The 23801-nt window shown below is 61.3% G+C and carries 15 protein-coding genes and 1 pseudogene; 11 read left to right on the forward strand and 5 right to left on the reverse strand.

What is annotated here, in order from left to right; translation table 11 throughout:
* The first annotated feature begins 226 nt into the window (after window positions 1–226).
* The 3 genes from C3B78_RS00225 (at window position 227) to C3B78_RS00235 (ending at window position 3940) form a co-directional block, all read left to right on the forward strand.
* Window positions 227–2437, forward strand: coding sequence for a glycoside hydrolase family 3 N-terminal domain-containing protein (locus C3B78_RS00225; RefSeq protein ID WP_104996284.1), 2211 nt, complete (start codon window positions 227–229; stop codon window positions 2435–2437).
* A 301-nt stretch (window positions 2438–2738) separates the two neighbouring features.
* Window positions 2739–3227, forward strand: coding sequence for a PhzA/PhzB family protein (locus tag C3B78_RS00230; RefSeq protein ID WP_104996285.1), 489 nt, complete (start codon window positions 2739–2741; stop codon window positions 3225–3227).
* 20 nt (window positions 3228–3247) lie between these two features.
* Window positions 3248–3940, forward strand: coding sequence for a TetR/AcrR family transcriptional regulator (locus C3B78_RS00235; protein WP_104996286.1), 693 nt, complete (start codon window positions 3248–3250; stop codon window positions 3938–3940).
* A 21-nt stretch (window positions 3941–3961) separates the two neighbouring features.
* Here the strand turns inward: C3B78_RS00235 and C3B78_RS00240 are convergent, their stop codons facing one another.
* Window positions 3962–7234 (reverse strand): glycosyl hydrolase, encoded by a 3273-nt coding sequence (locus C3B78_RS00240; RefSeq protein ID WP_104999547.1) that lies wholly within the window; start codon window positions 7232–7234, stop codon window positions 3962–3964.
* A gap of 333 nt (window positions 7235–7567) precedes the next feature.
* On the opposite strand from C3B78_RS00240, the gene C3B78_RS00245 reads away from it, so the two are divergent.
* The 7 genes and pseudogenes from C3B78_RS00245 (at window position 7568) to C3B78_RS00275 (ending at window position 15093) form a co-directional block, all read left to right on the forward strand.
* Window positions 7568–8878, forward strand: a complete 1311-nt coding sequence (locus C3B78_RS00245) for an ABC transporter substrate-binding protein (RefSeq protein ID WP_158677160.1) — start codon at window positions 7568–7570, stop codon at window positions 8876–8878.
* Window positions 8879–8914: 36 nt separating this feature from the next.
* Entirely contained in the window at window positions 8915–9874 is a 960-nt protein-coding gene (locus tag C3B78_RS00250) for a carbohydrate ABC transporter permease (protein ID WP_104996288.1), read from the forward strand.
* Between the two features lie 6 nt (window positions 9875–9880).
* Entirely contained in the window at window positions 9881–10717 is an 837-nt protein-coding gene (locus C3B78_RS00255) for a carbohydrate ABC transporter permease (protein ID WP_104996289.1), read from the forward strand.
* A complete protein-coding gene (locus C3B78_RS00260; protein WP_104996290.1) occupies window positions 10714–12270 on the forward strand; it encodes a family 43 glycosylhydrolase in 1557 nt (518 codons plus the stop codon). Before C3B78_RS00255 ends, C3B78_RS00260 begins: the two co-directional genes overlap by 4 nt.
* Before the next feature lie 45 nt (window positions 12271–12315).
* A pseudogene (locus C3B78_RS20330) lies at window positions 12316–12858 on the forward strand (beta-galactosidase); the annotation flags it as partial.
* Between the two features lie 181 nt (window positions 12859–13039).
* Window positions 13040–13954 (forward strand): DUF5597 domain-containing protein, encoded by a 915-nt coding sequence (locus C3B78_RS19930; protein ID WP_234005626.1) that lies wholly within the window; start codon window positions 13040–13042, stop codon window positions 13952–13954.
* A gap of 134 nt (window positions 13955–14088) precedes the next feature.
* The gene (locus C3B78_RS00275) at window positions 14089–15093 is read left to right on the forward strand and encodes a Gfo/Idh/MocA family protein (protein WP_158677162.1); all 1005 of its coding nucleotides are present in this window, start codon (window positions 14089–14091) and stop codon (window positions 15091–15093) included.
* Window positions 15094–16139: 1046 nt separating this feature from the next.
* Here the strand turns inward: C3B78_RS00275 and C3B78_RS00280 are convergent.
* From C3B78_RS00280 to C3B78_RS00290, 3 genes are all read right to left on the reverse strand, one after another.
* Entirely contained in the window at window positions 16140–17534 is a 1395-nt protein-coding gene (locus C3B78_RS00280; RefSeq protein WP_158677163.1) for a hypothetical protein, read from the reverse strand.
* Between the two features lie 458 nt (window positions 17535–17992).
* The gene (locus tag C3B78_RS00285; RefSeq protein ID WP_104996295.1) at window positions 17993–18196 is read right to left on the reverse strand and encodes a hypothetical protein; all 204 of its coding nucleotides are present in this window, start codon (window positions 18194–18196) and stop codon (window positions 17993–17995) included.
* Window positions 18197–19437: 1241 nt separating this feature from the next.
* On the reverse strand, window positions 19438–20142 hold the full coding sequence (locus C3B78_RS00290; protein WP_442778280.1) for a TetR/AcrR family transcriptional regulator: 705 nt from the start codon (window positions 20140–20142) through the stop codon (window positions 19438–19440).
* A gap of 135 nt (window positions 20143–20277) precedes the next feature.
* On the opposite strand from C3B78_RS00290, the gene C3B78_RS00295 reads away from it, so the two are divergent.
* A complete protein-coding gene (locus tag C3B78_RS00295) occupies window positions 20278–21663 on the forward strand; it encodes a flavin monoamine oxidase family protein (RefSeq protein ID WP_104996297.1) in 1386 nt (461 codons plus the stop codon).
* Between the two features lie 13 nt (window positions 21664–21676).
* On the opposite strand, the gene C3B78_RS00300 is transcribed toward C3B78_RS00295, so the two are convergent.
* Window positions 21677–23644: a glycogen debranching N-terminal domain-containing protein gene (locus C3B78_RS00300; protein WP_104996298.1), complete on the reverse strand. Its 1968-nt coding sequence runs from the start codon at window positions 23642–23644 to the stop codon at window positions 21677–21679.
* Between the last annotated feature and the right edge of the window lie 157 nt (window positions 23645–23801).

Raw genomic sequence — 23801 nt, forward strand, 5'->3', positions numbered from 1 at the left:
TAAAACGTGGTCCCTAGGGCAGGGGGAGCGACACTGGTCTTACCCCAGGCGTCGTCGCGCGCTGGGGGCCAATGCAGTCATGCAGTGACGAGATGGTGGGCATAGAAGAAATCTATTTCCGCGCCTTCTTTGGCCTGGCCTAGGTTGAACGCAAGGAGCGGGTCCGTGCTGCTACCTCTCGGTATAACGGCATGCCCCGGTCGAACGACCCAACGAGGAGTTATGAATGGCCGCCCGAACTGATGCCCATGAGCCGCGGAGTGAAAGAGTCGGAGAGTTCATTGAAGAGCTCCTCTCTGCCATGACATGGGAGCAAAAGCTCGCCCAACTCCAGATCGCCTTCCGCCCGCACCTGGAGGACGCCAAGGAACTGGTCAGGGGCGGTACGGGAGCCATATTCTGGCCTCGCAGCGCAGGGGCCACCAACGAACTTCAACGCACGGCCCGTGAGGAGACGCCACACGGGATTCCGCTGCTCGTCGGGCTGGACGTGGTGCACGGCCAGCGGACCACCTTCCCGGTTCCTCTGGCGCAGGCTGCGAGCTTTGACCCGGCCGTGGCTGAGGCCGATGCCCGCATTTCAGCGAGAGAAGCCGCGTCAGGCGGCGTGAACTGGACGTTTTCCCCGATGGTCGACGTATCACGGGACCCGAGGTGGGGCCGCGTGGTGGAAGGCTTCGGTGAGGATAGCAACGTCAACAGCATTTTTGGTGCTGCCAAAATCCGTGGGTACCAGGGGGAATCCCTCGCGCATGCGGACTCGATCCTGGCCTGCGCGAAACATTTCGTGGGCTATGGCCAGGCTGAAGGAGGCCGTGACTACAACACCGTTGATCTGTCCATTCAACGCCTTCGGAATGTCTACCTTGAACCCTTCCGGGCCGCCGTCGAAGCCGGCGCCGCGACATTCATGGCGGCCTTCAATACCGTGTCCGGCCGGCCGGCCCACGCCAATAGGGGTCTTCTCACGGAACTGCTTAAGGAGGAGTGGGGATTTGAGGGCGTTGTGGTCGGTGATGCCGACGGGGTGACCAACTTAATAGATCACGGGGTGGCTGCTGACCTTTGTGACGCACTCCTGCAGGCCTTCACCGCCGGTCTGGACGTCGAGATGGGCGGCACTGTGGTCAGCGCTGACGGCGGGACGCTGTTCTCCGGTGACGATCTTGCCGCTGAACGGGTGGATGACGCCGTACGCAGGGTCTTGCGGCTGAAACATGCGTTGGGGCTTTTTGATGATCCGTATCGCGATCCTGCGCTGGAAATCACAGCGCCGACTGAGGAAAGCCGGCTGGCTGCCCGCGAAGCTGCCGAAAAGGCTCTCGTCCTCCTGAAGAACGACAACGACGTCCTTCCCCTTGAACGCTCCGAGCTCCGGGTACTGCTCGTCGGGCCCTACGCGGAGAGTAACGACCATCTTGGAGCATGGGTGCAGTCCTTCGCCGAACCTGCCGGCACCCTCGCGGATGCCATTCGCCGCCAGTGTCCTGACTGGACGCTGACCGTAAAGGAGGGCAGCAAATTTTTCCACGAAGACCAGGCGCTCCTTACTGAAGCGGTCGAAGCGGCGGCGGACCATGACGTGGTGCTTGTTGCCGTAGGAGAACCCTCGTCCCTGACGGGGGAAGCCAGCTCACGCAGCGACCTCAGACTACCCGGCGGCCAGGAAGAACTGATTCGGGCAATCGCGGAAACTGGTACCCCTTTCGCGGTGGTCATGTTCAACGGCCGGCCGCTGGTGACCAATGACTGGATAGATTGGGCTCCATCCGTGCTGGAAGCCTGGCATCTTGGACTGGAAGGCCCGGCCGCTGTCGCCCGTGCCTTGAACGGCGTCGTAAATCCCGGTGGGAGGCTTCCAATGACTTTCCCGCGGTCATCGAGCCAGGTGCCTATCTACTATGACCACGAAAACACGGGGCGGCCGGCGACGTCCTCTGCCCGCCTCGAGGAAGCCGACGTCGACGTTGCGCTCAAGGGCCCCGGCAACACGGACGACCGATATACGTCCAAGTACCGGGACCTTCCGCTGGGTCCGCAATTCGCCTTCGGCCATGGACTGAGTTACACGTCCTTCAGCTACGGACAGCTTCAGGTCGAGACTAAAGAATTGGCGCTCGATGTGTTGCGGGAGGGGCAGGTCTTCCGTCTCGTTATCCCATTAAGCAACACAGGAGAGCGGGCAGGGGACGAAGTTACACTCCTTTTCATCCGCGACCGGGTGGCTTCGCTGGCCCAGCCCGTGCGGAGGCTCCGTGCATTCACCCGGACAACCTTAGGAGCCGGTGACACGGAACTGCTGAGCTTCGAATTGGGTTGGAAGGATCTCGGGTTTTGGGACAACGAGGGGAACTACGTCGTGGAACGCGGCGATTTTGAGGTCTACGTCGGTGGGGGCATGGAAGGCTGCGCCGGGGCAGTGCTGCGCCTGACATGAACCGCTCGACCGCATCAAACACACACGATTCCTAAGCGCACCTGCTGCAGGCAACCAGACAAGGACTACTGACCCCGCAGCTGCCCGACGGACTCGAACCCGGCGTCACCATCATCTACTCAAATGCATTCCTGCCGATCTTTGCACTCCTTGCCTGCATTTGCGGCCGGAGCAGCGGATGCATGAAGGCATGAACCGTAAGTCAACTCCGGAGACTTGACGTGGGCTCCCTCCACGCTTACCCTAACAATAATCATAATTACGGTTATGATTTACCTACAATGCTCAAGGAGGAGCAATTATGTCCGACCCCACCCGCAAAGAAGTGAATCGGCGGACCGTGGAACGGTTCTTCGTTACGTCCGGTCTGGAGCGCGCTGCGCTCTTCGCAGCTGATGGCAGGAAGGAGCTGCCGTGGACTTCCATGGGTCATCCAATCGACATGGAGGGCATCCGGGAGATCAGCTACAACTTCACGCGGAATCGCCAGATTTTCACGGACTGGACCTGGAGCGGTGTTGAGATCTTCGACACCCAGTACGACGACCGCTTTTGGGCAGAGTGCGACGGCAGGGGAGTGATCCGGATCGACGGTCATGAGCCGGTCAATGCCGCGAACCACTACATCATGGCTTTCAGGTTGGCGGATGGGAAGATCAAGGAGTTCCGCGAGTTCTGCGATCCCACGCAGCCGTCACGTAATGACGCCGGTGAGCCGGTTCCGACGCCGCCGTTGGGTGACTGGAAGCCGCCGGCCGAGTGGCAGACGCCTGCGGAGCTGTTGAGCTAAACCACGAAGTAGGGAGTCCCATGGAGGCGGCAGGAACGGTCAGGAAAGTTCCACAGCAGGAGCGCAGCCGGAAATCGGAACTGAAGCTCCTCGCTGCTGCCGAAGATGTCCTTGCCGAGCGCGGGGCTGGCGACTTCAGCCTGGTGGACGTGGCTACCAGGGCCGGTGTGACCACGGGTACCATCTACTCCAGATTCAAGGGCAAGGGCGAGCTCGTCCATGCGGTCCATGAAAGAGTCATGGACCGCATGGGAGCCCATGCGGCCAGACTCTTCGCCGCTAGTGACGGGCCGGATGGGGACCCTTCCGGCGTAGCCCCCGGCGGGTCAGTCGCAGACACGCACGTGACAGCAGATCCAAGGGCGCTCATCACCGACCTGATTGTCCGCCTGGCAAGTGTGTTGGAAACGGAAGCGGCTGTCCTGAGGGCGCTGATGTTCCACGCGGTGGAGGATAAGTCCATTGCACAGCGCGGCGCGGACGCGCACAGGAAGCTGGAGGCGCTGTTCGACGACGCCCTTCGGCGGCTCAAACCGGTCGTTCCCGAGCTCCCTGACGCGCAGCGATACTGGGCCTTTACCTTCTCCTATGACGTCCTCGCCCGGCACCTGGGGCTTGGCCATTCATCCGCACGCATAGAGCAGGACAACTGGGACGACATGCTCCGGAACCTTTCCGCCATGGTCTCCGCTTACCTGCTGTCCCACAGGTAAGCGGTCAACACTTGGTCCGCCCTATCCGCCCACCGCAACGAGCCGTACCGGTCCGTAAAGGCCAGCGGGGCGCACCTCGGCGGTCGCCTCGAAGATAGCGGCACCCGGTCGTGAAAGGTCACCTTCCGCGGCATCGCCGGCCAGTCTGTTCCACCACGAATTGGTCACGGCGATCTCCAGGACGTTCGCCCCGGTGCTGATGCTGTCAGTAACATCCACACGGAACGGATACGTCCATAACGTGCGAACGTCCCGGCCATTCAACCGGACCTCGGCAAGGTCCCTGACATCTCCCAAGTCCAAAACCACGCTCTTGTCGCCCTCGCGCAGTGCAGGTTCGGCGGTAAACGTGTGCCGGTATGTGGCCGTCCCAGAGAAGTACTTCACGTCCGGTGCGTGGTCATTCGACCCCCGCCCGCTCCAAGGTGCAGGGGCGGTCAACGTGAATCCCGACGGCGACTGGCCCTCGCCGTCGAATGTGACCTCCCACGGTCCGTCCAAGGGAACCTCGAGACCGGCAGGCCGATGCAAGCCGCTTCCAAGCGGTGCCGTGCCACCAGCATTCCCGGTGCCAGCATGGCGCAGGAGAATGAAGACTGATCCGAAGGGTTCCAGTTGAAGGTCGACGGCGGTCCTGCCGGTGTCGACCTGCAGCTCAACAGCTGAGCGCGAGACCTCGACCGGGTCCCACAGTTCCGCGGCGGCTGCCCCGTCCCTGAAGGTCGCCCTGACCTTCTCGCGCCGTTCGCGCTGATTGCTGACGAAATACAGGTCCGCGCCATCAAGATGGCGGTGGATGACAGGCAAGTTCGAGTCTTCGGAAGCCAGCATGGTCCAGTCCGGGTCCACTCCCAGCGTGGCAAGTGCCGTAGCCACACCATCAGATGCCGGTACCCCGGCGAGATCCACCAGGCCCGCACGCCCAGCCCAGAGTTTCTCAACGGCAGCGGTCCATACGTCAGCGTCGTCGCCGCGGCTGGGTGTGCTTTCTGGACGCCACCCCGCAACGGTCGCCCCGGCGTCAAGGAGTTCGGTGATGCGCCGTACGGCAGTCAGCGTCATGCGGTGGCTGGTTCCGCCGAGGTACAGCAACCGGTAGCGGGTGCCGCCCGTAGTGAGCAGACCACCATCGGGAGTAACTGTGACGTGGTTGAGCAAACCGTCCAGGTTAATAAAATCAAAGCCGTGGCCCTCGGGAACTTCCGGCGGCACATCTCCGAACACGCCGGTCACCGGAGCCTCTTCGCCGTAGAAATATGCAACATCGGCAGCGTATGTTCCCTGCTGCAGGAGGTGGCTGCAGCGGGCCATGTAGTCGAGCCATGGCCTCGCCGCGTGAGCCCAGGTCTCGTTCCGGGAGAACGACTGTCCGAGGTACGGCGACAGCGTGATGCCAGGTTTGGGAACGGCATCCGGCTGGTGAGGGGACGTGTGGATGTTGATGAGGTTGACGCCCAGCACGAATTCCATGTCCACGATCGGCTTGAGTTTTCGGGGTGTATAGGTGAACGGCTTCCCGAAGGCACTCATAGACTCTGCGCCGGTGGCCGCTTTGCCGTAGACATGGGCAACCGAGGCGGCGCCACGGAGGTCTGCCACGTACGTGGGCTGGGGCCCGGATTCGGGTTCGAAGCACCACATGGCGCCCATGGGAACGTCGGCGTGGGATCGCATTTCCAGGTCATCGCCCAGTTGCGGCCGGTGGTCCTCGAGCGCCTCGGCGTAGTAGGCCATGCCCCGCTCACGGGCGATGCGGGCGATGGTCCCGTAGTGGTTCTCAGCAAGGAGTTCGGAGATAGTCCTCCGGAGGTCCCAGAGGACTGCGTCGCTCTGCTGCGCAGTCCCTACGAGGATGCCAGTGACGGCGGGGAGCCATGGCAGCAGGTCATAGCCCCGGCGTTCCCGGAACTCCCGTCGCATGGCGCCAGTCCAGTTTTGCAGGCCAGACTCGATGCTGTCGCTGAGCAGGGCCGATACTCCTTTGGTACCGACAGATTCGCTTCCGAGGGCATCTTCGAAGAAGCCGAGGTAGTGCTCAAAGTACTCGGTGACCAGACCGGCGTCGAGCTTGTCCACCTCCAGCCCGGTGGCATCGACGGGAGCCGGGGCATTGAGGTGCCCGGTCAGGGAGTACCCGAACCTGAGAATTGTCCACTCACCCTTCTCGGGTTTCCAGTCCAATGTTCCATCCGCGAGGAGGTGGCTGGTGACATCAATGACATCCTCCGGCGTGATGGCGTCGGAGGTGGGGCTCGGTCCGCCGTCGAGGGCGTAGTAGTCGGGGACGGGGGCGTAGCCGGCCTTTTCCTCTGCACGGGAGATGCGGGCTCCTTCGAAGAGCTGCAACGCGGAAACCCTGAACGTCGACGCAGCCCCACAGGGTGTTGCGAACGCGAGGGGCTTGAGGCCGGGCGCTACCGGGATGGTAGGCGAGGCCCCGCTCTCAAGGACCAACCGGAACAGCTTGGCGGTGACGGTGGGAAAGCTGGCCGAGCGAACCGGCGAGGGCGACGCCGGGAGGTCGGCGACAGGGCTGAATTTGATGCCGTCATTGCTGGCCTCCAGCCGTGCCAGGGGAGCTGGCGGTACGCCGAACCCGCGCTGTGCCGGCAGTCCAGCGCGCACCGAGGCTACCGGTGTGGGCTCGTCGAATTCGGCCATGACCCACCCGGCTGCCCCGTGACCGGCGTGTTCCACCGGGACGACTTCGAGGGCGGGCCAGAAGCGGCCGTCGGCAAGCGATTCAAGGGCACGTTCCCGTGTCATGGATCCGCTCGCGGTAGTTCGTGCCGGGGCAAGGGGAAGGTGACTGTTCCGGCGCGGGAACGCCAGCACAGCGACGTCGTCGTAGTGGTCCGGCACTCCGATCGGGTCCTTTCGGACCGCGGCGAAGGGCACGTCCTGGTAGGGGCCCGATAACGACGGCGGGGGCGCAATGGTGACGGGCGCCGCCTGACCGGCAGTCACTTCGGCGGCGCTCCACACGAGTTTCTTCATGCCGGCTGCCGGACGCACCCAGGGTCCGCCGGTAGCGCTCCAACCGGCAGATGTTGCAATCGCCAGCTCGAGGCCAAGCCTGTCCGCCGTGGCAGCGGCGCATCCTATGGCCGACTGCCATGCCGGGGAGCGGAATGTTGCCCGCTCCGGGGTGTACAGGGGGATCCCCATCGATCCGGTGAACGCTTGGACGCCGCCTGCCCCGGATGCGGCGAGCCATTCCAGGTCTTTCTCAATGCCTGCTTGATCAACGTTGCCGTCCATCCAATGCCACCACGCCCGTGGCCTGGCCGACATGGGCGGATCTACAAAACCCGCAAACAGGTCGGTACCTGTCGGAGAAGGGGCGGGTGCGGCGTCATCGAACACGGGGTCGTCCTTAGGTCAGGGAGGTGGCAGGAGCCGACAAAACTAAGTTCACTTTAGGAGGTGCTGCGAAGCCTGTGGGGAAAGCAACCATGCAGAGAGAAGATGGTGAGCATAGACGATAACTATTTCCATGGCCGCCATGACCTCACCTACCGTGAATGACAGGAGCCAGCTTGTGATCCAGGGAACACATCCCGACACGAGGCTCGAATCCACTGATCGCTATGGCGACAGGACAACGACGTCATGAAAGGCCACACCATGAACAAAGCAACAAGCCAGCGCCGGAGGTTCCTCTCCGCCGCGGCGCTGGCGTCCGTAACAGCACTGGCGTTGAGCGCCTGCGGCGGCGGCGAGTCAGCCAGCGAACCAATTGTCGAGGAAACCGGTCCGGTGGAAATCACCCTGGCAACTCCTGCCTATACCGGTGGAAATAACCCTTACCTGGCCTTGATCGATGCCTTCAAGGCAGAGAACCCCAATGTCACGGTCAAGCTCGTGGAGTCACCGGCAGACCAGCACGGCCAGACCATGCGCACCCAGCTTCAAGCCGGCAACGCCCCTGACCTGTTCTACGTCACGGCAGGGCGTGGCAACAACCAGTCGTTCGCCTCACTCGCGGAAGCCGGCTACATCCACGAGCTGACAGACCAGAAGTGGGCGGCGGACGCCATTCCGGAATCGGCAAAGAACCTCTACTACGACGACGACAAGCTCTTCGCCGTCCCGGCAGACCTTGGACCCCTTACCCAGCTGCAGAACACCGGGGTGATGAAGGAACTCGGCCTTGAGCAGGCAACCACACTGGACGAAGTTGTGGAGCAGTGCAAGACCGCGCGTGCGGCCGGGAAGTCCTTGTTCGCCGTAGCGGGGACCTCAGGCCCCAATCTTGGTGTCCATGCCATGGAGATCGCTGCCGGCATCGTCTACGCAAAGGACCCCCAGTGGGACGCCAAACGCGAGAAGAAGGAATCAACTTTCGCCGACTCCGATTGGAAGAAAGTGCTCGAGCAGATTGTCGAATTCAAGGACGCCGGCTGCTACCAGGATGGAGCGGCAGGAGCCGGCTTTGACCAGCTGTTCCCGTCCGTCGCACAGGGCAAGGTGGCTGCCGTGTTCGCGCCAGCCGGTGCCGTGGCCGCCCTCCGCGCCCAGGTCAAAGACGGTTCTTTCGACGTCAGTGTAATCCCAGGTGAAAAGTCCGAAGACAGCCGGCTGATTGCCAGCCCCGGCAACGCCCTGGCCATCAATGAAGCAGGGAAACACAAGGGAACCACCTTGAAGTTCCTCGAATTCCTGGCACAGCCCGCCAACCAGGACGCACTGGCCAAGGCCAACGGCAACGTGTCGATCACTGCAGCTGTCACCGGCACTGTCCCGTCGCAGTTCCCCACCCTTGAACCGTACTTTTCCGAGCCTGACAAGAAGATTGTCACTCAGCCCAACTACCTGTGGCCGAACAGCGGCGTCTATGACTCGCTGGGCACTGGCGTCCAGGGACTCCTCACAGGCCAGGCCACTCCGGACCAGGTCCTGAAGACGATGGATGAGCAGTACGACCGCGGCGCCTAGCCAACGGCGACGCAACCTGATTGGAAAAACATCCCCATGACCGCACAACTTGAGCAGAATACGGAGGGCGCCCGGGTCACCGGGCGCCAGCCCCGCTCCACCAAACCGAACGGCAACAAGGATCTTCAGCGTTCGGAGCGCCGCTTCGCTACGTGGTGGTGGTTCACGCCCGCACTCCTGGCCCTGGTGCTCATCCACTACGCCCCGAGCGCCATCGGTGCTTTCTTCGCCTTCACTAACTGGAAAGGCATTGGAAAGTGGCAGTTTGTCGGCTGGGATAACTTCGCTGCGATAGCCGAGGGCGGCCCTACAACGACGGCCCTTATTAATACCTTCATCATCGGTATCTCGTTCGTGATTCTGACCAACGTGCTGGGTTTGATGCTGGCGCTGGGGCTGAACCGGACAGTCAAGTCCCGCAACGTCATCCGCACGCTGATTTTCGCGCCGGTGGTCTTGAGTTCGCTGGCGACGTCCTATATCTGGAAGTTCATCTTCGAACAGGACGGACCGCTCAACGAGTTCTTGGCTTCGGTTGGCCTTGAGTCGATGCAGCGGACCTGGCTGGGGGATCCGGCCACTGTCCTTCCCGCCATCATCATCGTCATGGTGTGGCAGAGCGTCGGCCTGGTGATGGTCATGTATTTGGCCGGTCTGGCTACCGTTTCTCCCGAACTGGAGGAAGCTGCGGCGCTGGACGGCGCTACATGGTGGCAGCGCTTTAACTACGTGATCCTGCCGGCCATCATGCCGTCGGTGGTTATTGCGATGACGCTCATGCTTATAAATGGCCTTCGGGTCTTCGACCAGATCCAGGCTTTGACCGGCGGCGGCCCTTACGGTGCCTCCGAGACCCTCGCCGTCACCATCTATAAGGAGACGTTCGTTATGGGCCGCTTCGGCTTTGGCGCCGCCCTGGCCCTGGTCATGTCCGTGATCATCATCATCCTTACGGTGGCCCAGCGCCTCCTCCTTCGCACGAACTCCAAAGGTTAGCCAGCCATGTTCCGTTATACGAAAAAGACCCTCCTCCGCGAGGCACTGCTGATCCTGGTTGCCCTGATTTTCCTGCTGCCGTTCTATTTCCTGATCAATCTCGCCTTCAAGAACGGCAACGACGCCCTCACCACATCGGCGATGCAGCTCGTCACCAACCCCACGTTTGAAGCCTTCGGGCAGGCCATTCGCGGCGGCCGCCAGGCCACACTGATGGACGGCATGCTCAACAGCATCATCATCACAGCGGGAAGCGTACTCATCCTGGTGGCAATTGGCTCGATCTCGGCGTACACACTGAGCCGCCGGACGGGAAAGCTGAGCAAGGTGGCCATGGGGCTGATCCTGGTGACCATGGTCCTTCCGGCGCAGGCGGCAATCATCCCAATCTATGTGGGAATGCGTAATGTCGGCCTCGTGGGCACACACACCGGCACGATCATCATGTACGCAGGTGCTTTGCTTCCCATTTCGATCTTCCTCTACATGGGTTTCACCAACGGGATCGCCAAAGACTATGAGGAAGCAGCCCAGATCGATGGGGCCTCGCGCTTCACGGTATTCCGGAAAATCATCTTTCCGCTCCTGTCCCCGGCGACCGGCACCGTGGCCATCTTTACCGGCCTTATCGTGTGGAATGACTTCTTCACAGGCCTGATCTTCCTCAACGGCTCCGATGCGGTCACGCTGCCGGTGGTGATCTACAACTTTGTGGGTGAGAGCGTGTCCCAGTGGAACGTCATCTTCGCTGCCATCATCATCTCGATGATCCCCATCCTTGCCTTCTTCCTCTTCGCACAGAAGCAGTTCATCCAAGGATTCACCGGCGGCGTGAAATCATGACCGCGATTGAAACGACCCGGCTGCATCCCGGGCAATGGGGCAACGGCCATGAGGGGCAACGGAAGGCGGACCGCGGAAACGGAACCTACCTCAACCCCATTTTCGCAGGCGACCACCCCGACCCCACTGTCCTCAAGGACGGTGACGACTTCTACATGACCTACTCATCGTTTGACGCCTCACCAGGCCTGATGCTGTGGCGTTCCAAAGACCTCGTCAACTGGGAGCCGATTGGCCCCGCACTGCCCGATCCCATCGCGATTGTTTTTGCCCCCGACCTCGTCAAACACGGGGACAGGTACTTCATTTACATTCCCTTCATTCCGGCGGGGTGGGCGCCCGAGTTCGGAAACCAAAGCAGAATTTTCGTCATCTACGCCGACGATATCTCTGGCCCTTGGAGCAAGCCCGTAGACCTTGGGATTACTGGTGCAATCGACCCCGGACATGTAGTCGGAGAGGACGGCAAGCGCTACCTCTTCACCAACGGCATCAGGAGAATCCGGCTAACCGATGACGGCCTGGCCACCGACGGTCCCCTGGAACGGGTTTACTCAGGATGGAAATACCCGGAGGACTGGGTCACTGAGGCCTACGCCCTCGAAGGGCCCAAATTATTTAGACACGGTGAATACTTTTACTTGATCAGTGCGGTAGGAGGGACAGCAGGTCCTCCCACCGGCCACATGGTCACGGTAGCCCGCTCAAAATCCATCCACGGACCGTGGGAGGACGCGCCGACAAACCCCATCGTAAGAACCCAAAACGCCCAGGAAAGCTGGTGGTCCCGCGGGCATGCCACCCTGGTGGAGGGCCCGGCTGCGGACTGGTGGATGATGTACCACGGCTACGAAAACGGGTACCGGACGCTCGGACGGCAGGTCCTGCTGGAACCCGTGGAATGGACAAGTACCGGCTGGCCGCGCGCGCTCGGTGGCGACCTCTCGAAACCTTTACTCAAGCCACTTGACCTCCCGGGGCAGGAACATGGAATCCGCCGCTCGGACGACTTTTCTGGATCCCGGCTGGATGCCCGCTGGTCCTTCTACAGCCCCGGCGCCGGTGAAGCGGATCGGATACGGCTGGATAAGGAAACACTCATCCTTCAGGGCAAAGGCTCCAGCCCCGCAGATTCGTCCCCTCTCACAGCACTGGCGGGAGACCACGCATACGAAGTATCTGTCAGGATGACCGCTTCCGCAGAGGACACGCAAGGCGGCCTGCTTCTGTTCTTCAACCGGCGTCTCTACCTGGGTGTGGGCTACGACGGCGTAGCAATGACCACCTACACCGGTGGTATTACCAGCCACTGGAAAGAACCTGCTCCTCCTGCTAAGTCCATTCACCTGCGCATCGTAAATGACCGCCACATCGTCACGTTCTTCTACAGCGTGGACGGTGAGAATTGGACTCGGCATGGAATGCGGATTGAGGCCTCGGGCTACAACGCGAATACGGCCGCCGACCTCCTGAGCCTCCGCCCGGCATTATTCGCAACCGGCACCGGTCACGTGCATTTTGAAAACTTCCAATACCGCGTTCTGGGCGACTGATCGTTTTCAAGCCCAAGCAGTCCTTCCAGTTTCCGAAAGTTGAACATGAACACCGCGCCACGACTTGAGCACCACGACGCCCACACGCGACTGATCGTTGACGGAAAACCATTCCTCTGTATGGGCGGGGAGCTACACAACTCCAGTTCCTCCGATCGCCAATACATGGCCGAAGTGTGGGAAAAGATTTCCGGATCAGGGGCAAATACTGTGATTGCCACAGTGGCCTGGGACCAGGTGGAGCCTCAGGAAGGGACCTTCGACTTCTCCGTTGTCGATGGGATTCTCGAAGATGCCCGTGCAGCCGGCCTGAGACTGACCCTCATCTGGTTCGGGGCCTTCAAGAACGCGTCATCCACTTACGCACCCACCTGGGTTCGGGCCGACAGGACACGCTTCCCTCGCGCGGACCGCGGACCGGAGCCCATGGAAACACCCTTCTCATACAAGGGCTCTATGCCTCGACCGACACTTTCCGTGTTCTCCGACCAGCTCTTCAACGCCGATAGAACGGCCTACTGCCGATTCATGGCACATCTTGCCGAAGTCGACCAGCAGCACACAGTGATCATGGTCCAAGTCGAAAACGAGGTCGGGCTTCTCGGAGCTGGCAGGGACCGATCGGCAGCAGCCCAGGCAGCCTGGGAATCGCCGGTTCCGGTGCCACTTCGCAAGGCCCTGGCGAACAATGCCGACGTGTTCGATCCGACAGTGGCAACAGTCCTGCAACCAGTCATCGCTTCGGAGGCAAGTTGGGCTCACCATTTTGGTGACGGCAACCCCGTTGCTGACGAAAACTTTCATGGCTTGGGCCTTCGCGACCTACGTCGGTGGACTCGCTGCCGCTGGAAAGGAAATTCTGGAGCTTCCCGCTTTCGCCAATGCCTGGCTCGGGCCGCAACACGGGCAGGAACTTCCCGGAAACTACCCAAGCGGCGGGCCGACCGCGAAGATGATTCCGGTATGGCGGACGGCAGCGCCAGCCATCGATTTCCTCGCCCCGGATATTTACGTTCCGAACTCAGCCGAAGTCATGGCCCAGTACGCGTCGTCCGAAAATCCCTTGTTCATTCCCGAAGCCCGGTTCCGAGCCGGGGACGCCTTTCTTGCTGTCGGGCGCTTCGGTGCTCTGGGCTATCAGGTCTTTGGCCTTGAAGATGGCCGTCAGGTGAACCAGTACGGCCTAGCCTGTCGGGCAATCCTGGCACTTGCCGGCCAGATTGTTGACGCCCAGCGAGATGAACGGATCTTCGGATTCGCTTTGGAACAAGACGAAGATCTTGTCTCGACGACGCTCGGTGGCATCTCTATTACCGTCCGAAATTCAGCAAAGCTCTACAGGTCCATGCTCCTTGACGCCGGTGTAGTTTTGCCGCCGCCTGCAGAGCTCCCGGGTGAGACCGAGGGCGCGGCCCACGGGCACACTCCCGGGGATGGCCGTCCCTTCGGGCTCATCCTTGAAACGGGACCATTGGAGTTCCTTGTGGTGGGGCAGGGCGCGCTGTTCGATTTCTATAAAGAGGACTCAGAGCTCGAAGTTGATTCCGTGCGTGAGCTGCGGTTGACCCAGGACGGCTGGCGGGACGGCCGCCTCTTGAACGGCGACGAGCGGCTTCAGATTTTGAAGAATGACATGATCAGCGCTTCCAGGATCAAGCTGCTCGAGCTTTCCAAGTCCACTTAAGACGCGAGGGTGCATGTAGAAGGAGGGAAAGCTATGCACCAAAGTGAAAGCGTTTCCGACGGCTACGGGGGCAACGACATAAGCGCCACGGGAACCCCGCCCCGGCTGCTGCCGGCGCTGGAATGAGCACGGGCTTGAGACCTAACGCATCTAGCACGACACCCTCTCTGCCGTCCCCAAAGAAGCTGCGATGGGGCATCGCCGGTACGGGAGGGATATCCCAGCAGATCACCGCCGACCTCACTCTCGTGGACAATGCGGACATCGTCGCCGTATCCAGCCGCCAGGCATCGTCCGCCGAAAAATTCGCACGAACTTTCAGCATCCCGACTTGCTTTGATGACTACCAAAGCATGCTTGCTGCCGACATCGACGCTGTATACATCGGGACGCCCCAAGTCACGCACTTCGAGTACGCGCGTGAGGCGCTCACCCGAGGCCGCCACGTCCTCTGCGAGAAACCGATTGGCTTGAATGCTGGTGAGGTGAGGGAACTTGCCTCCATCGCCTCGAAATTCGACGTTTTTTTGATGGAGGCGATGTGGATGAAGTTCAACCCTCTGTACCTCCGCTTGAAGAAGGTCATCGAAAGCGGAGCGATCGGGGAGATCCGCAGTATCAGATCCTCCTTCGGCGCCCCATTCCCGGAAGACGACTCAAGCCGCTGGAGGCCTGGCGGCAGCGCCTTACTGGACCAGGGCATCTATCCCGTGACCCTCAGCCACATGTTCCTGGGCCAGCCCTCGAGCATCACCGCGGCGGGCATCACGCGGGAAAACGGAATTGACGTGAGTGAGAACTTCACGCTCAACTATCGCGACGGATGCTTTGCCCAAGGCTCCAGCTCCATGATCAACTTCCTGGACCAGTCCGCATCACTATCGGGAACCCGGGGCTGGATCACCATAGACACGGGCTTCTGGTTCGCGTCGCAGTTCCAAGTCCACCGTTTCAGCATCGAAAAGGGCGAGACAACCGAGACTTATGAGACGAAGCGGGAGGGCAACGGGTACGTCCCAATGCTCCGCGAGGTCACTGCCGCGATTTTGAATGGAGAAAGGGAACATCCGTCCCACACCATGGACGAGACCGCACGGACCTTTGACACCCTGGACGAAATACGTCGACAGATCAGATAAATGCACAACCACGAAGGGCCCGCTAGGAAAGTACGGCTAAGCGCAGCAACCCTTCCGAGGCCAGGAGCAGGAATGCTTCAGGGATAGGAGTGGGCGAAGTTCCGCTGATCCCATCTGCTCTAATGCACGCCTAGTTTTGCCTTTTTGAGCTGCTTCCCCGCCCTACCTTTAAAGGCCGATAACGGATATTCCGTCACCCTGCCACCGCCCGGGCAAACCACGACTTGGTGATCACGTGGCCGGAACTGGTGGCGACTTCGTGCCGTCCAGGGCGCTGGAGTCAATTCAGGTTATCCACGGCTTCAAGTAGGAGCCGTTGGGGTAGCTCCCTGGTACGTTGGCGAGCCTCGCGACCTCCGCACTGGTGATTTTTGTCTGCACCGTTGCAGGCCGCTCGTGCGAAAATGCAAGTTGCTGAAGCTTATACTTGCCAGTAGTTTTGCTTCTCGGTTGTTTCGCACATCCCCCAAATTGTGAAGCGACCAGGAAGGCCCCGCGGCGTCCCCCATGTTGCGGGGCCTTTCGTTAGGTGATGCCTGGCCAGCGGATGGGTTCCAAGGCCCCGTCCCCGTAGCCCACACACTCGCCAGTGTTTTCGAAAGCCCAACAGCGTGAATTTACGTTCTTGCACGCCTCCCTTGGGTACGAAGCCGCAGAACGTTCAAATTGACCGCGGCCGGCAGTTCTTGCAGTTGCTGCCAATCCCCCTGACGAAACGCCGATAATAAAGAGCATGTAAAGCAGAACTCTGCGTATCTCATCAGATGAATCAATAGGCTCGCTCCCCCGATCCGTAATGAGTGCTCCACATCATTGAGACTCCGTCGGTTTTGGCGGCCTGACGGCATCACAGAGTTGTGAGAGGTCTCATAGCCCATACGGATTCCGGGCCGCTCAGGGCGTCGCGGCGAGAGAATGCCGCATCCAGTCAGGAAAATGGCAGCCGCTGACCGGCCATCCGGACAGGTCAGCCGTGGCTGGAATCGGTCTCTCGCCAAATCCACTGGCATGCACGGGTATTAGTGAGCCAAGGCACGACGCCAGGGTCAGGATGTGCCGATGAGCAATCGCGCTAGATCCGCCGAGCAGTGGAGATCAAAGTGGCTCTGAGTCGTGGCAAGCAGCTTTGCGTTTGCCGTTCCGACGGCCTCGTCGAGTTTTTCTCCTTCAGATTCTAGGAATTGTGATACCCCCATTAGGAACTCGTGGGAGAGTGCCTCACCCGGATCGCGGGCGAGAAAGTGCGCGACCATGCCGCTGCCCTTATCAACAACACCAAATTGGTTTGAAAGAGAAGACACGATAGCGCTTTGGCACGCTGCTTCGAAGTGTGCATCTATTCGGGACAACACTTCACGACTAAGGTGGTCGGTCGTTGACGCTCCAGGAATGCTAGATGGTATCGCCGACGCGAGTACGCAGTTCTCCCATATCCACTCTTTAACATCTTCAGGCAACTCATCTCCGCTGAGTTGGATATCAAGATGTTGTCTGAAGTTCCTGCGGAATCGTTCTGATAGACGGCGCGAGTCCAGCATCTCGTCAACAAAGAGCATTAGCTCCGGTACGGTGTGGATGACGGCCGCCGGGCGAGGAGAACCCTGCGTCCAATGACTGATCTCCTGCCGGACTCCCCCTGAAATGCGGGGGCCAAGCGCGGTAGGTCGAAAAACTAGAAGGGCCTGGTTGCAGCTCACCAGGAGGTGGTCTCTGAATGCGATTTCATCGTAGATAGTTGCCTGCAAAAGTCCTATCACGCCCCGGTCCCGAGACGTGAGCTCGGTTCCATTGCTGAGGGCGTCAGTGAAATGTGGAGCGTCCTCGTTCGGGCGAGAATACAGAGCACGTTTTGGGACGGGCCATCGATCGGCGAGTTGAGCTGAATAGCGTTCTAGGTTGTCACCATCGGAGCTGCGTCTGAATCTAAGTTCATCGATTGCCGTTGGTTGGATCGCGACAACGCCAACAGAATCGCGCTGGGTTGCGGCGACGCGAGCGTCGAAGGTGCGGCGTAAACCTCCGGATAGGCGGTTTACGTCAAATGCAAATTGTCCCCAGCGGTCGTATTCGTTATGACCGTCCGATTTGAGGTTTTCCCCGCGGGGTTCTGTGATCTTGTGCGAGATGTAGGCCGACTTGATGTCCGGCCATCGGCACAGCGCTACGAGACTGTCCACTTCATGCTTAACGGACAAGACTGTCAGGGGAACGTCAAATGCCTTGGCAATCCCCTCCGCCGCCACCATTTCTGAGCGTCGCCAAGCTATCAATCGGAGTAGATTCTTGACATCCATGTCGAGAATCACCGATCTCGTTTGCTCGGCAGTGAAGCCGACCGGCAATAGTCCACCTGTAGCTAACTTCCAAGCGTGCGGCGTGTAGTCCTCGATAGCCCTGTCGCGCTGATAGAGGCCATCCGCCTTCTGCAGACGTGCGTACATGTCATAGATGTCATCAATCAGAACTATGACTCGCCTAAGCTGCAGCCGCCGGGTGCCATCGGAATCAGTCGAGTCCTTCCCCACTGCTGGTCGCTCCACCAGTCTTCTGAGGCGTGCTTCGAATGGCGGGGTGTAAATCTCGAGCCGTCGCCCGGAAAAAAGTGTCAGGTGACCGGCCAAGACTGTTGCAGGGGCGGCAGATGATTCAAGTTCGTGGGAAGCGGAGCCGAAAGCCCGATCCCAGTAATCCAAGACGGTCTGCCTACTGTTGTTTGAGCAGACGTCTAGCATCGAAGCATCGCTTCTTCGGGTTTCAGAACGATAGAGACCCTTGAGATGCTCCTCAAGGTCACACACAGCCAATTCGGGGTGGCCACTCAGCGTGGCTGCTGTTTCACTTAGACCCGTTCCTGTCGCTGAGCAAACTAGAACTAGCGGCGCAGGATTTTCCGCGTCCTTCAACGCTTGAAGTAACTCTGGATGGCCACATGCCCCACGATCACATCTGTAGACGTGATCACCGTCGGGGAGGTGAAGGCATCGCCAGCGTCCTCAATACTGCAAAAGGCAAGCCGTGGACCGGATCCCTTGGTGAGACTGTCGAAGAACTCAACTTCTGATGGGTCTTCATCATCGACAAACATCGTGCCGTCAAGAAGCATTGGCGTTTCCAAAATTCTAGGTGTCACTTTGTCCCCATCCATCTAGTTGTACCTGCCACTTGCCGAAACACTAGCTCTCTCGGTGCACCTTCTTCAATCAACAACTCGACTCATGCTTTGGTATATCACCTGGGGTGCCAGCGTAGCGGTCATTGACGCGCCATGGGTTTCAAAAACAGAACGGTCATTCCCTTCAAAGCGCCCTTCTGATGTCAGACGGAACCGAGGGTCGCTATTTCAAGTCAAAGCAGCAGGAAACCAAACCCCGGCCAGGGGTACGTGGTCCAGGTTATCGACGTTGGCCGGGGCTGTGACCGGCGGCCAATAGTTTCCCGGATCACCTAGCCGCGTTACAACCGTAAGTAGCCTCCGGGCGGATCAGCCAGGGCCGCAACTCACCCGACATATTGCTTTATGCTTCGACGGCCAGAGGCCCTCGCTGTGTGCCTCATGCAAAAATGGCCCAACCCTCGGTGGCCTTCGTGCCGCGGTTGCCGGCCACGCGCGGGTCCTCGAAGAAATGCAGCCTCCAATGCAGGTGGAGAATTACTCGTAGGCCGACTCCCGCGCCGTTGACGGAATCTCCATTATCGGTCCTCATGCGCCGGGAACGTGGTTCGAGAACCCCATTTGGAGCCATCCCGAAGAGAGGTGGCCGACGCCTCGTTTGAGGCGGAGAGTTCGCCATAGAAGTCGATTAAAAGTTCACCACGTAGGCCGTTTTGCGCAGTACGACGTGAGCAGCGAGCACCTGGTTATACACACTACTTCCCTGATCTGGGGGCGAGGCCGGAGGCAGGCACCTACGCGCATGATCGTGGCCGAATCAGGCCGTAACTATCGCGGTCCGAACGGCCAAGGACTGACCATCATCCCTGGCGAGGAGGGCATCCGGTTAAACGGCCCTAAGGCTGCCGGCGAATCATTCGAAACATTCCATCTGTGGGAGCGCCAAGAAGCTCGGATATCCAAGGACGGCTGAGTCTTGTAAGGCCGGGAACCTGCCTTAGGGCGAGGTTGTTACAGCGATCTTGATTGCCGCCGCCGTCCGGGCGCTGAGATCGACAATGGGCGTCCTCGTGAGCGACGCACTGTGGGACAACTGGGCCGTTGGTCTCCATCTGTTCGAGAGAGTGGTGCGGCCACTGGCGGACGGGGAAAAGATCGGACGGGAGCTCAAGATCGAGTGGTTGCGGCCGGATACTTTCCACATGGCTGACTGCTCAGCCTCACCGCAGCTCCTACCCCCGCAGGGCCCCCAGCCCGGAAATCAGCGCCTCCAGCCCCAGGCTGAAGGCCGCATCGGCCGGGGACCCGCCGCCATTCGCGGCACTCCGCACGGCGGCGGTGAAATGAGGCGTCGAGCCAGCCATCGTGCCCGAATCGAAGATGTCCGCCGGCGCTGTCACGTCGTACGCAGAGCCGAAGATAAAGGACTCCAGCGCCACGATCGAGGACACCACCCGATCCTGTGGAAAGCCGGCGTCGAGGAATCCCTTGCTCACGGTCTCGTACATCGCCAGCGTCTGCGGCGCGTCCGTCACCGGAAGCACGGCAATGACCGGAATGAGCGGCGTATGCCGGGCGAAGACGTTCCGGTAGCTCCACGCCCAGCTCCGTACCGCCTCTTCCCAAGGAGCCGAGCCAAAATCGGACACATCCACCAGTGAGGTCAAGTGGTCCTCCACCAGGAGCAGGACGTCCCGTTTCGAGGTGACGTGGTTGTAAAGGGCCGACGGCGCCACGTCCAGTTCCTTGGCCAGGCCCGCCATCGTGAGCCCGTCATAGCCCTTGCGGTTGATGAGCTCCAGCGCAGCCGCCGTGATCCCCGCCTTGTCCAGCAGTGCGGCGGACGGTCGTCCCGCGCGCCTCTTGGCCCCCGCAGCTCCAGCGGGGGTTCCGGGATTCTTCGCGGAGCGTCCCTGTACAGCTGGTCCTGCCGGCATCACTGGCCTTTCGTTGGTGGTCTCCAGCATTATTCCATCCGGCACTTCCGGTCCCGGCGCCAAACAGCTATAGTTCTCATAAATGAACGTCATTCATTTATTGGTTCCCGGCAAAGGAACCCAAGAGAGGACACCATGCTGAACCTGAACCGCGACGTCGTGGTCGTCGGAGCCGGACCCTCGGGACTCACCGCAGCCCGTGAACTGAAGAAGGCCGGCCTGAGCGTCGCCGTACTGGAGGCACGCGACCGCGTGGGCGGCCGCACCTGGACCGACACCGTGGACGGCGCCATGCTGGAAATCGGCGGCCAGTGGGTCTCGCCGGACCAGACCGTGCTCCTCGACCTCCTCCAGGAACTCGGCCTCCAGACCTATCCCCGCTACCGCGAGGGCGATTCGATGTATATCGGCAAGGACGGCATCCCCGTCCGCTACGCAGGCGACACCTTCCCCGTAGGCCCGGATACCGAAGCCGAGATGAACAAACTCATCAACCTGCTGGACAGCCTCGCCGCCGAGATCGGCCCGGCCGAGCCCTGGGCCCACCCCAGGGCTCGGGAACTGGACACCGTCTCCTTCCACCATTGGCTCCGCCGGCACTCCGGCAATGAAGAGGCCTGCAACAACATCGGCCTCTTCATTGCCGGCGGCATGCTCACCAAGCCCGCGCACGCGTTCTCCGCCCTGCAGGCCGTGCTGATGGCCGCCTCGGCGGGGTCCTTCACCCATCTCACCGACGAGGACTTCATCCTGGACCGGCGTGTTGTGGGCGGCATGCAGCAGGTCTCCCTGCTGCTCGCGCGGGACCTGGGGGACGACGTCGTCCTTAATTCCCCGGTGCGTACCATCAACTGGGAGCCGGACCCCGACGGCGGCCACCGCGTCACCGTCGAATCGGACCGTGCCACCGTCAAGGCCCGGTTCGTGATCATGGCTGTGCCGCCCAACCTCTACTCCCGCGTCTCGTTCAACCCGCCGCTGCCACGCCGCCAGCACCAGATGCACCAGCACCAGTCGCTGGGCCTGGTGATCAAGGTGCACGCCGTCTACAGTCGCCCGTTCTGGCGCAGCTCCGGTCTGTCCGGCACCTGCTTCGGCGCCGGCTCCCTGGTGCAGGAGGTCTACGACAACACCAACTTCGGCGATACCAGGGGCACCCTGGTGGGCTTCGTCTCCGATGAAAAGGCCGACGCCGTCTTCGAGTTGGGTGCCGACGAACGCAAGCGCGCCATTCTGGAGTCCATCGCCGGCTTCCTCGGCGCCGAAGCGCTCGAGCCCGAGGTCTACTACGAGTCCGACTGGGGCTCTGAGGAATGGACCCGCGGCGCCTACGCGTCCAGCTACGACCTCGGCGGACTCCACCGCTACGGCAAGGACCAGCATGCCCCAGTCGGGCCTATCTACTGGTCCTCCTCCGACCTTGCCGCCGAAGGGTACCAGCACGTCGATGGTGCCATCCGGATGGGCCAGCGGACTGCTGCCAGCATCTGCAAGGCAGCCCGCTTGGCCGTTCCCGCCTGAGTCCGGGCGCCCCTCACGCAGTGGCTGGTTCCAGCGGTATGCCTGGGAGGGTGCTGCCGGATGCCTTCGAATCCAGGTATCCCAGCGCCTGGGCCACCGGGACGGCTGAAGCCGCAGCCCAGGCCTGGGGACGGCAGGAGGCAGGGTACGGAACCGGGGGCCACGTGTCCGCGGCGCCGTGGCCGGCAAACAACTCCGGAAGGCGCCAGTTGAACCCCTGTGCCGCCCTGAGTAGACCGCCGGCGAGCCGCCGTGCTTCGTTCACGTACCCGTCGGAGAGCAGGCCGCCCAGGATCATGGCGCTGTCGTGCGTCCATACCGATCCCGCATGGTACCTGGTGGGCCAGTAGGCGGCGTTGGTGGTGGAGATGGTCCGGATGCCGTAGCCGGAGTACATGGCGGGGTCCATCAGCCGCCGGACTACGGTTTCCGTTTCCTCGGCATTCAGGATTCCGGTGCCGAGGAGGTGCCCCATGTTGCTTGCCACGCCATCCACGGGGTTCTTCGCGGCATCCAGGGCGATCGCCGGATACCGCCCGGTTTCGTCTTCGCACCAGAACGTGGCCCGAAAGCGCTCGCTCATTTCCGCCGCATATGCGCGCCATTCCGCCGCCTCGGCAATGGCCTCCCCTTCCCCGAAGGCCTCCAGCAGGTCGGCGCCGGCGAGGGCAGCCGCGTATGCGTACCCCTGCACTTCACACAGTGCGATGGAGCCCTCCGCCAGGCTGCCGTTGTGCCAGCGGATGGAGTCGCCACTGTCCTTCCAGCCCTGGTTGGCCAGTCCGTGGCCCGATGTATCCAGGTATTCCAGGAAGCCGTCGCCGTCCGGGTCGGCGTGGTCCCGGAGCCAGCCAAGCGCGCGCGCCAGGTGCGGCATCAGGTCACGCACCTCGTCGTCCGGCATGCCTGCCTGCCACGCCTCGTGCAGCAGCATGATCCACAGCGGGGTGGCATCGATCGTCCCGTAATAGACCGGCGGGAGGGAAACTTTCCCGTCCAAAGTGACGGTGTTGGTGACGCGCCGGACCTCATGGAGGATTTTGCCCGGCTGCTCCGCGGTGGCCGTATCCTCCTGGACACCCTGGCGCTTGGCCAATGCCCGAAGGGTGCCGGCCGCAAGGGTCGTGTCGATGGGGAGCAGCATCCGGGCCGCAATCAGGGAGTCACGGCCGAACATCGTGAAGAACCAGGGCGCGCCCGCAGCCAGGAAAGTGTCATCCGGGGAGTTCCGGTCAGCCATCCGCAGGCCGTTGATGTCGCTGAGGGCATGGTGCAGCAACCGGGCGATGTCCGCTGTGCCGTGTTCCCGGGGCGCGTCCGCCCCCGCCGCGGACTGCACAGGAATTGCCAGTCCCTGAGTGCGTGGCGCCATCATGGGGGCAGCGGAATCACGCGCAGTCAGGCGCCAGGAAAACCCTGTGCTGCCGCCGGCGGGCACCGTCACCAGCCAGGTTGCGGTCACGACGGCTCCGCCGGCGCTGAGAGTTGGCGATCCGGTGAAAGAGAGCTGCAGGTTGGTGTGATCATCCCGCCACTGCCATCCTTCCGGACGGACCTGTGGCGGGTGTGCCGAGGACTGCCCCTGCTTGATCCGTTCCAGGGGAGTGTTGTCAGCGGTCATACGGAGTTCCACGGCAAACGTGGCCGGGCTGTCCTGGGCGGAGACGATCTCAAACGATTCGCTGACCCCGGATCCATCCGCCGCACGCGTCCGGCGCAGGGACACGAGCGGGTCCGCAACGGCGGGGTCCGTTCGGATGAAGCTCAGGTAGCTCACGCTGTCCGCCCCGTGCGTCTGGGTTGAAACCCACCGGGGTTCCACGCCGTCCACGGAAAGCACCGCGACGGAAACAACCCGCTCGTCAGAGCAGTAGATGCCCTGGGCTTCGGCACCCCTGATCTGGCCGTCCGGTTCGGACCAGGCCTGCACGGGTGCGGCAAAGACTCCGGACAAGTCATGCATAAAAGGCTGATGGGTCACGTGGAAACTCCTGGGGCATGAGGAGCGGCCTGATTATTTGATCGTTCAAAACTTTTTACCGGCAGGCGCGCTCAAAGGATTGACAGGGGATTTGAACGTTCATATTGTTTATGACATCAGCAGGGATTGCAACATCCCCGGCAGGGCTTCCCCATAA

The sequence above is a fragment of the Arthrobacter sp. PGP41 genome (assembly GCF_002953935.1).
Classification (GTDB): Bacteria; Actinomycetota; Actinomycetes; order Actinomycetales; family Micrococcaceae; genus Arthrobacter.